The 10,342-nt window shown below is 40.7% G+C and carries 10 protein-coding genes and 3 pseudogenes; all 13 read right to left on the bottom strand.

Going from position 1 to position 10,342, the window contains the following annotated elements; translation table 11 throughout:
• The coding region (locus HT729_RS11185; protein WP_172932024.1) for a transposase at positions 1-304 on the bottom strand (304 nt) is incomplete at its 3' end.
• 147 nt (positions 305-451) lie between these two features.
• Complete coding sequence (gene cbpJ / locus HT729_RS11180) at positions 452-1,453, bottom strand: choline-binding protein CbpJ (RefSeq protein WP_119942540.1); 1,002 nt, start codon at positions 1,451-1,453, stop codon at positions 452-454.
• Positions 1,454-1,470: 17 nt separating this feature from the next.
• On the bottom strand, positions 1,471-2,514 hold the full coding sequence (locus HT729_RS11175; protein ID WP_202795742.1) for a serine protease: 1,044 nt from the start codon (positions 2,512-2,514) through the stop codon (positions 1,471-1,473).
• A gap of 426 nt (positions 2,515-2,940) precedes the next feature.
• Positions 2,941-3,603: pseudogene (locus HT729_RS11170) on the bottom strand (DNA alkylation repair protein).
• Positions 3,604-4,236, bottom strand: a complete 633-nt coding sequence (locus HT729_RS11160) for a response regulator transcription factor (protein ID WP_000698420.1) — start codon at positions 4,234-4,236, stop codon at positions 3,604-3,606.
• Positions 4,237-4,249: 13 nt separating this feature from the next.
• Positions 4,250-5,245 (bottom strand): sensor histidine kinase, encoded by a 996-nt coding sequence (locus tag HT729_RS11155; RefSeq protein WP_000743655.1) that lies wholly within the window; start codon positions 5,243-5,245, stop codon positions 4,250-4,252.
• Positions 5,242-5,940: a cell wall-active antibiotics response protein LiaF gene (gene liaF / locus HT729_RS11150; protein WP_001224642.1), complete on the bottom strand. Its 699-nt coding sequence runs from the start codon at positions 5,938-5,940 to the stop codon at positions 5,242-5,244. The genes HT729_RS11155 and liaF overlap by 4 nt, the downstream gene beginning before the upstream one ends.
• Before the next feature lie 76 nt (positions 5,941-6,016).
• On the bottom strand, positions 6,017-7,027 hold the full coding sequence (gene fni / locus HT729_RS11145) for a type 2 isopentenyl-diphosphate Delta-isomerase (RefSeq protein ID WP_000210664.1): 1,011 nt from the start codon (positions 7,025-7,027) through the stop codon (positions 6,017-6,019).
• On the bottom strand, positions 7,011-8,018 hold the full coding sequence (locus HT729_RS11140) for a phosphomevalonate kinase (RefSeq protein WP_000562398.1): 1,008 nt from the start codon (positions 8,016-8,018) through the stop codon (positions 7,011-7,013). The genes fni and HT729_RS11140 overlap by 17 nt, the downstream gene beginning before the upstream one ends.
• Positions 8,005-8,958, bottom strand: coding sequence for a diphosphomevalonate decarboxylase (gene mvaD, locus HT729_RS11135; RefSeq protein WP_023941611.1), 954 nt, complete (start codon positions 8,956-8,958; stop codon positions 8,005-8,007). The genes HT729_RS11140 and mvaD overlap by 14 nt, the downstream gene beginning before the upstream one ends.
• Entirely contained in the window at positions 8,940-9,818 is an 879-nt protein-coding gene (gene mvk / locus HT729_RS11130) for a mevalonate kinase (protein WP_172932023.1), read from the bottom strand. The genes mvaD and mvk overlap by 19 nt, the downstream gene beginning before the upstream one ends.
• Before the next feature lie 121 nt (positions 9,819-9,939).
• Positions 9,940-10,220: pseudogene (locus HT729_RS11125) on the bottom strand (transposase).
• Positions 10,221-10,342 (bottom strand): annotated as a pseudogene (locus HT729_RS11120) (IS30 family transposase); the annotation flags it as partial.

Below are 10,342 nucleotides of genomic sequence, written 5' to 3'. Positions count from 1 at the left end.
TTTTCTTGTATTGTGCTAGCCAATTAAGAAGTATCGTACGACTTGGGAGGCCGTATTCAAGAGAAACTCTATCTTTAGTCCAGCCTTCACGTAAGACTTTATCAATCATTTCTTGTTTTAAATCAGGAGAATAGTAACGATTTTTTCCTTTTTTGACGAACTCTATTCCGTAACGATCAATCAATTTAATCATATACCTAATATTAGAATTGTTTATCCCAAATTTATTTGAAAGCTTCTCTAAGCTATATCCTTGTTTTCTAAGTTCATAGATCTGAACTTTATCATCATAAGTTAATTTCATAATAAAAATACCCCAAAAGTTAGATTTTGTCTGTCTAACTTTTGGGGTGCAGTTCACCTAATATTATGCGTTTTTTCCTATTTTAAAGACTTTTATCCACCTATTATACAAAGTTAAATATCCATCACAGTTTACCATTAGCCTTCATTACTTAACCCATTCGCCATTATAGTTTAAGTAGTAACCACCTACTGTGGTATTAACAGCTAAAGCACCTGAACCATAGGCATAGTACCATTTACCATTGACTTGGAACCAGCCTGTCTTCATATCTCCATTACTTGCATTTAGGTAGTACCAAGTTGAACCATCTTTCACCCAACCAGTAGACATTGCACCTGATGAACGAAGGTAGTACCAACTGTTACCAACATAAGCCCAACCTGTCTTCATATCACCATTTTGAGCATCTAGATAATACCAAGTTGAACCATCTTTCACCCAACCAGTTGCCATAGCACCTGATGAACGGAGATAGTACCAGTTATTACCTAGATATTGCCATCCTGTTTGCATTGCAGCAGTTGTTGGATCAAGGTAGTACCAAGCTGAACCATCATTTATCCAACCTGCACGTCTTTCACCACCAATATAGTTTTCTCCATTAATTTCTGTTTTAGCTAGATAATACCAGTTAGACTGATCATAAAGCCAACCTGTCTCTAAAGAATGATTCTGATTAAAGTAATAGTTCGTGTAATAACGCTTCTCTTCTTTATCTTCTGAATCTTCTGAATCTTCACGTTTTTCCCCGTACTCTTTTCCAACACTGTCTTTTGTTTTAATCTCTAATGCTTTCCAGCCAACAAATTCTTGTAGTACCCCATCTTGTCCAAAATAGTACCACTTGTGTTGAAGGCCGATTTCATTAACTGGTTGGTTATCTAATAAATCATCACGATAACCTGTTCCAGGAATTTCTAAGTATTGCCATCCAACTACCATTTCTCCTTTATCACCAAAATAGTAAGTTTTTCCGTCTATTTTATGCCAATAGATTGCTTTATGAGCATCTTTTACATAATATTTTCTATTATCCTTATCAACAAATTGGCCACCTGTGGTATCCGCAAAAACAGTATTTGTAGCTAGCAAACCAAAGAAAAATGCTGTCAGTCCAACTTGCATAGTTTTTTTCAAAAGTTTCATTTATATGTCCTCCAATATTAAATCCACTCACCAGATGAAGCAAAATTATAAACTTTACCATCGATAGTTTGGCTACCTGTTACCATAGCTCCACTTGAGTTAAGATAATACCAGTTTCCTCCTACTTTTATCCAACCTGTTTTCATGTCTCCATTAGTAGGATCTAGATAGTACCATGTTGAACCATCTTTATACCAACCAGTCTTCATATCACCATTTTTATTATCTAAGTAATACCATCTGCCTCGTACATTTTTCCAACCTGTTGCCATTGAACCAGAGGTTCCCAAATAATACCATTTTCCATTTACTTTTTGCCAATCTGTAAGCATCTTACCAGAAGCATCTAGATAGTACCAAGTATCATCTATTTTCTGCCAACCCGTTTGTTTATCATGTTGTTTATAATAGTACCAACTGCCACTTAATTTTTTCCATCCTTCAAGAGAATATCCTTTAAGTACTGAATAAATAAATGATAAATTCTGTTCATTTAATTTTACTGCGCTATTAACTTGGTTAGCTTCATCTCCCAAAGTATGTACTCCGACTACACGGTGACTAGCATCATAAACAGCAGATCCACTTGATCCCCCCAAAGTATCAACTTGATAATTCAAAAAAGTACCATCATCACTTAAAACTTGTTTTTTATCTGTATACATTTGATGAATTCCAAAATCATATGATGGATATCCTGTAATCGTCACTGGTGTTCCAGCCAAATTTTTCTGACTATTTGGAAGCCCCAGTGTTCCCAATTTTGCGCCAACAGGCTCTTCTAGAATTAATAGAGCCAAGTCATATTTCGATGCATCTCTAGAATTTAAAGTTCTAAATTCTTTCAAATAACGAACTTCCTTAACCTTGATCTTTCCAAATGGTTCCTGATCTGGACTAGCTGCTGGAAGTACATAAATAGCATCCGCTTCTTTTCCATATTTATGACTGTAGAAGTTATGAGCTGCTGTAATTAAAACATTATCTTTAATAAAATTCGCGCTTCCTCTTCCTTCTATATTCGTTCCATTGGCTACACCATTGTACTCAGACAAAACCATAGCTGAAGTTGAATACGGATATTGTAGAGTATTATCAATTTTAACCAAATCATCATTACCGATAATTACTTCTGATTGATTTTGGTAATATGAACCATATGTTGGCGAAATCTCAGGAAGTGAAAAATTATTAGTTTCTGGACTTTCCTGTAATGTTTCACTCACCTCATATTCTTCACCTGTACTAGAAATAACAGTCAAAGCAGATACTGTCGACAACTGGCTAGCCAATAAAGTACTCGCAATAATTGAAATACCCAATTTTTTATAAAACGTTTTCTTCATTATTTTTATCCTCCTAATGTGATTATAGCATACTATTCTAAATTTCTCAATCTACTATAGAATCAAGAAATCTACCACCTTCTGTAAATACCCTCCATTATCACATAAACAGGTAAACTTTTCAATTAATGACTGCGCTTTTCAATCACGATAGAGGTACTTGCTTGCTTCTTTGATACTAAGTTCAGCCATTCTTTCCTTGTTTTTCTCAATAAAGCATGTTACCCAAGTTGGATTCGTTTTGGAGTAGTCTCGCAGAGTCCAGCCAATGGCTTTATTGGTAAAAAATTCTGTTTGGTTCAAGTTATGAAGGAGAATCTTTTCCATTAATTGAGTATTGGTCTTCTCTTTTCTTAATAACTGGTGGTCAATAGCGACGCGTCTCAACCAGATATTGTCTGACAGGCTCCATTGGAGGATTATTTTTTCCAGTTCCTGCTTCTCATACACCAAACTCCCTACTACTCGATCTAGGATATCCACCGTATCCCACCAAGACTTGGTAACAACCAACTGCTCTAGCTTAGGCAAATCGCTGTCCTTTAAATAAGACTGCATTGCTTTCAAATAGTTAGCAGCCACATACTGGTATTCTCTAGATTCTTTTTCCCAGCAAGTATCTGCAAAATCCCAATCGATAATCTTTGTTTTTTCGCTTCTGGAAAATATTTTTATAGAGTTTATTTCTTTCAGGCACCGCAATACCTAGAAAAGAAAATTGATGGCGCATATGGGCTTCCATGGGTCTTGCTTTTTAGAGTCTTTTGCTGCTTCTAGCTCCTCAAGTAAATCTGCTAAACTCATCTAAAACTCTTCATGCCCCACCAAATGGTGCTGAAAGGCATAGACAGCCGCCTGGGTGCGATCGCTGACTTCAAGTTTGGCAAGGATATTGGACACATGGGTCTTGACCGTCTTGAGAGAGATAAAAAGTTCATCAGCGATACGCTGATTTTCGTAGCCCTTGGCGATGAGTTGGAGAACATCTCGCTCACGCGCAGTCAGGTCCTCATGTAGTTCTATGTGATTGCGGTGGTATTCGACTTTTTTGCTGACCTCTTGCTCAATGGCCAACTCCCCAGCAGCCACCTTACGGACAGCATGGAGCAGTTCGTCGGCACTAGAAGTCTTGAGCATATAGCCACGAGCACCTGCATCTAAGACAGGCATGATTTTTTCATTGTCCAAGTAAGAAGTCACAATTAAAATCTTGGCTTCAGGCCATTCTTTAAGGATGGCCAAGGTCGCGTCAATTCCATTCATCTCAGGCATGACAATATCCATGACAATGACATTCGGACGCAATTTCAAGGCCAAGTCAATACCTTGAGACCCGTTTGCCGCCTCGCCCACAACTTCTACATCATCTTGGAGATCAAAGTAGCTTTTCAAGCCCAATCGGACCATTTCATGGTCATCTACTAGTAAAATTTTCATCTTTACTCCTTTATCATTCCTTATCTAACAGGGGAATACGGATATCAACTGCCAGTCCTTGCTTGGGAGCTGTCAAGAGTTGAACTGTTCCAGCCATATCTTCAACCCTCTCTTTGATATTTCGCAGTCCATAACTCAAGTCGTCTAAGTTCCCTAACTGGAAACCAATCCCATTGTCCACCACCTTCAGCTGCAATTCAAAGTCTGTCTGATAGAGATAGACATCCAAACAAGAGGCCTGGGCATGGCGGAGGGTATTGCTGATCAACTCCTGCAAAATGCGGAAGATATGCTCCTCAATCTTCTTGGGCAATTTCGTCATATTCTGCTTGAGACTAACCTTGAGATCACTCTTGTCCTCAAGCTCTTTTAGGAGAATTTGAATCCCTTCTATCAAGCTCTTCTGCTCCAGTTCAATTGGTCGCAAGTGCAGGAGCAAGACTCTCAAGTCCTTCTGGGCAGTTTCTAAAATAGCTGTGACACTCTGCAACTGGATCTGCATCTTTTCTCTATCCAATTTCAAAGCCTGCTGACTGACGCCTGATAAAATCATGTGAGCCGCAAACAACTCCTGACTGACTGTATCGTGCAAATCCCGAGCAATCCGCTTTCGTTCCTTCTCGATGATTTCCTCTTCCTGAGCAAGGCTGTGATTTTCAGCCTTTTGAAGCGCTTCTGTCAAGAGGTTAAGTTTGCCAGATAAGGACTTAAAACTAGCATCCAAATCTGGATCTACAACCTGAACCACTTCTTTCCCTGCCAACAAACGCTTGAGATTAGCCTGCATTTTTCTTAGAGAAAGCTCTTCCACACCTCTCCAAAACAGGGATAAGAGAAAGGTCATGGACATGCTGAATACCAACAATAAAAAGATAAATTTTTCTGTTTTTTCGACATCGTGCAAGAAAATAGACCAGTCAAAGTCAAGGATTTCCAGCAAGCTGTGGGAGAAAAAAAAGACAAAGAGGACAGAGGTGATGGCAATGATTACATAAGCTTGTTTTTTCATCCTCTGACCACCTCCACATCCCCAATCATAGTGGTCAAGAAAATCTTGACACTCTTGTTACTCTTGAGATAGTCTTTCGTTTCTTGATGATAGTGTTCATTGCGGAGGGCTCGCTTGGGCTGATTGAAAAAAGTCAAATCCCCATAGAGACAATTAACGCTGAGACTGACTTCCACATCTACAGGTACGATGATTTTGGTCGTGCCTATCATCTTTCTGAGGATAATGACATTGTCATGATTGGTTAGGATAACCCTCTCCAGATGAATAGTGTCCCTACCCATGAGACGAAAGAGATTGATATCATCAAACTGGCAAGTCTGGTAGCTTGAAAAATGATGAAGATTTCCAAACCAACGATTTTTCTCCTTCTTAACCGTTACCACCTCTTCAAAAATCAAATTGGTCTGCTCTTTTTCCTGGTTCATCATCGGATAAAGAAGAAAGAGGCTGTAGATGACCGCAACAAAAATAGCTAGAATCACAAAAGGATTGAGCATGACGATGAAAAAGAAGAGAATGCTTGCCACCACTAAAAGAAGATTATTGCCCTCTTTACCAGTGTAATAGCGAATCAAAAGCAAAAAGAGGAATAAAATCAGCAGAAAACGTGAAAAATGCTCTGAAACCATCAAAATCAGAGCTCCCGTCAAAAGACAGGCTTCGATAAATAAAAAGATTTTAAATTTTCTCATAGGTTGATCCTCTCCTTTCTATTTTATCACACTTCAAAAAAGTCACCTCAGTCTGAGGATGGAAAAAAGGCGGTGGTCACGCCTTTTTCATCTGATCCTTTGCTTCTTTTAATTTTCCATAAAGAAGATAGTCTACTTTTTGCAAATCTGCTATGGTGGCACAATTAAGAGCACACATAATCAAACGCAGATCGTCTTTCCAGCCTTGAACAATACCAATCACTTCTTCAACTGAATAGGTTTCAACCAATTCCAGAACTGTTCGTGACAGTCCTACAGCTTTGGCACCAAAGACCAAACACTTAATCATATCCAGCGGATTCCGAACGCCTCCACTAACCAAGAGTTCGACCTTGTCTTTCCATTCTTGGGCGTTGAGTAGAGTCTGCACGGTAGACTGTCCCCATTGATTGAGGTAATCACGCTGGCCACTGCGACGGTTTTCGATATAGGCAAAGCTGGTGCCACCACGACCTGATAAATCCACTGTACGAACACCCAGTTCATAGGCTCTCTCGATGGTCTTGGCATCCATTCCAAAGCCCACTTCCTTGAGAACAATAGGAACAGGAATTTGCTGGCTATAGTCTGCCAGATGCGATTGCCAGCTTCTGAACTTCCTTTCTCCCTCAGGCATAAGCAATTCCTGCATGACATTGACATGCACTTGCAGGAGAAGAGGATGCATCTCTTCTACAGTCTGAAGGCCTAACTCGACAGGCTTGTCCAATCCAATATTGGTTCCAAGGAGGAGATTGGGATGACTAGACTTGACAGAAAAAGAGTCATCTGCTGGATCTTTGAGTGCTGCGCTATAAGAACCCGTTACAAATAAAATACCACAGGCTTCTGCCACTTGAGCCAACTTTTGATTGATTTCTTTACCTTTTTCACTCCCACCTGTCATGGCATTGATATAAAAAGGAAAATCCCACTTTCGACCAGCAAACTCTGTCGACAGATCGATTTCATCCAGATTGTAAAGAGGCAAGGAAGAATGAAGCAGCTCCACCTCATCAAAGCTATTATAGGAACTTTTCTGCTCAAGGGCATAGCGGATGTGCTCATCCTTACGATTTGTCGTCATGTCCTATCCTTTCTTGGTATAAGAGCTCAATCCCCAGATCGGCCCAACGGTTTTTTAGGGTTTCAGTTGATTGCTCATCAAAACTCAAGGCAATACCACAATCACCACCACCAGCGCCACTGCTTTTGGCAACGGCTTGCAAATCTTGACTGGCTTCTTTCAGCTGTCTAAGCGAAGGCGTATAAATATCTGCGCTCAAGCCTTCTAAGAGATTGCTGGCTGTTTCCACCTGCTCAATAACTTTTTCGGATTTCCCCTGCTCCAAGGCTTCTACCAGAGAAGCCACTGTTTCTTTTGAGGAACTTAAAAAATTCTGATTGATATTTTGCTTGATTTGTTGAACCATATCACTAGATACAGCCACTTCCTTGGTCCATCCCACTAGGAAATCACATTCTAAAGTTGGTTTCACTTGTGAAATTGAAAAGTCCCAATCACGCTCTAAAACAGTCGCCAAATTTTCTTCTTTCAACCAAGCTGCTACCTGCTGGCGATCAAATGACTGGTAAAGAACCAAATCCTCTGCCACAATACAGGCAAGGTCCCCCATAGACCCATTGTCTCCGCGCTTGAGCAAGACAGCGCTAGCCAGCTTGAACAAAAGCTCCTGATCAACCGAAAGCTTATACAGAGCTAGCAGAGCCTTGATGACCAAAACAACGACGCTACCGCTAGAACCTAGACCAAACTTTTTCCCTTCCCGTTCCATTTTTCCTCGAATTTCTAGAGAAAAATGTCTTAAAGTTTGACCTCGATAAGTCAGGAAATCTTCCACTAAAGCAATCGTTTCTTGAATCAAGCTGTAGTCAGAATTTGGCGCCAAATCTACTGCGAAATCAAACAGATCTGAATAAATACGGTAGCTGTCAGAAAAAGCAATATCGCCCTTCATATAGATGGGAATGGCCTTTATCAAGGCCAACTGTCCGGGCTCTAAAATAGCATATTCACCTGCCCAATAGAGCTTTCCACAAGTTTTAACAGCAATCATCTTGACTCAAATCCTTTGTTTTTGACACAATCAAGCGGTAACGTTGACCGAAGATTTTTGATAAATGCTCCAAGTCTTTCTCTTGACAAAGAACTTTGACATTAGGACCGGCATCCATAGTAAAGTAGCAGGCCTCTCCTTGCTCGCGAAGTTGACGAACAAAGTCCATCGCTTCATAAGATGAATCGGTCAGATAAGAAAAGGCTGGTGATGCTGTTTTTGTCGTAGCGTGCATAGCAAGAGCATTTTTCTCCGTTAATTCTCCAATCTTGGCAAAGTCATTTTCCTTGAGATAAATCAGCATATCCTGATAGTCCTTCTCAGACTGACGAACCCAGTCGTCAAAAGTCGTCGAAGTCTCCACACAAAGTTTCATCCCGTCACGGCTAGAGATTGGTTTTTTCTTGTCCTCTAGCACCAACATGATCATAGCTAGTTTCAAGTTTGTCTCTACAGGGTAAATTCCCCCACTATCCTTGTCCCAGGCACCTAGTGGTCCATAAAAACTCCGAGAAGAAGAACCTGAGGCAAACTTAGCCTCCTGTGCCAACTGACTCCGAGACAAACCAAGCTGGAAATAAGCATTACAAGCCTTGACCAGGGCGGACAAACCACTAGAACTTGAGGACAGGCCCGCTGCCGTAGGCATATTATTTTGAGTATCGATACGGACAAAGCCCTCACCAGCTGGACGATAACGGTCAATAATCTTACTCATCTTGGCATGCTCGACCTCATTTTGTAGCTGACCATTGATGTAAAATTCGTCAGCTGTTACATTGGCTGGTAAAGGCGACAAGGTCGTCTCTGTATACATATTTTCCAAAGTTAGAGAAATACTGCTAGTAGCAGGCACTATCTCTTTTTCTTTTTTCTTTCCCCAATATTTGATAATAGCAATATTTGCGTAGGAACGTACTGTTACAGGCTCTCTATCCATGTCTGAACAGCTCCTTTCTCTTCTAATCTTTCTGCTAATTCTTGTGCGTGTGTCAAATTATCTGCCAAGGCTATAATACAGCCTCCTAGCCCACCACCGCTCATCTTGGCACCCAGAGCACCATGGCTAAGAGCCGTTTCAACCAGATGGTCTGCCTCAGGGCTACTGACCCCAATTTCTTTTAAATGTAAATGCGCTTGACTGAGGATTTGTCCCAGTTCTTCAGCATCTTTTTGTGAAATCGCATCCTCTGCCTGCTGGGTCAATTCTCCCAAGGCATGCAAAAATGGTAGGGTATCCTTGCCCTTATTTTGAACCACTTGGATGGCTTCACGAGTATGACCATAAACGCCCGTATCGGCAATCACCAAATAGGCGGATAAATCCATCTCAAGTTCTGTAAATCCTACGTTCTTGATAAAGCGAATAGGTTGGTCACTGAGACAGGTCTTAGCATCCAAACCACTAGGATTCATATGGGCAATCATTTCAGCTCGATTGACCAAGATTTCTAGTACATCATGAGGCAGATCGGCCTGATAGTAGTCAAATACCGCACGAATGGCCGCTATGCTGATAGCCGCTGACGAACCCATCCCCCGTTTCTCAGGGATAGCCGAGTCAATCTCACAACGAATGCAGGCTTCTGTGATATCCAAATACTCCAGTGAGGCATAAACCGCCATGGACAAGGTATCCTCCTCATAAAGGCGCCAAGGACTCTCTGCAGGAACTACCTTACAGGTCACCTCCACCTCCAAAAGAGGCAGGGAAATGGCAGGATAACCGTAAACGACCGCATGTTCCCCTATTAAAATTATCTTACTATGTGCCTGACCGACACCAACTTTTTTTGTCATTTTTTCCTTTTACTAGACGAAAAAACGTCTTATTTTTCATACAAGTATTAATTCTTTCCTATCTATTTTATTATATTTTCACAAAAAAAGCGATTGTTTCCATTCACAATCGCTTCTTTCATTATTGAACCCATTCGCCATTATAGTTGACAGAATAGCCATTTACAGTCGTATTCACTGCCAAGGCACCTGAGCTATAAGCGCGTAGTACCATCTGCCATTGACCTGGAACCAACCTGTCGTCATAGAACGACGAAAGAAACTCCATACCGTTAAGTAAAGAGGAAAGTCGTGAGGGAGCATGCGCCATTGACAACCTGTTTTAGTGACGTACAAAGTCTCATTAACAAGTACTCGTTTCGGCCATTTATAGGTGCGGTGTTTGGAGAAATAGGGTTCAATCTCCCAAGAGGCATAGGGGTGCGCATAATAGATATGTTCCTCAGAAAATACATCAGACAAGCGGTTAAATTCTGTACCATTATCTGCCGTGATGGAAAGAATTTGATGTTGTTTTAAGATGA

The sequence above is a fragment of the Streptococcus sp. 79 genome (assembly GCF_013277425.1).
Taxonomy (GTDB): Bacteria; Bacillota; Bacilli; order Lactobacillales; family Streptococcaceae; genus Streptococcus; species Streptococcus pseudopneumoniae.
Note: the sequence above shows the minus strand (reverse complement) of the source record. Positions and strands in the feature narration are given on the sequence as shown.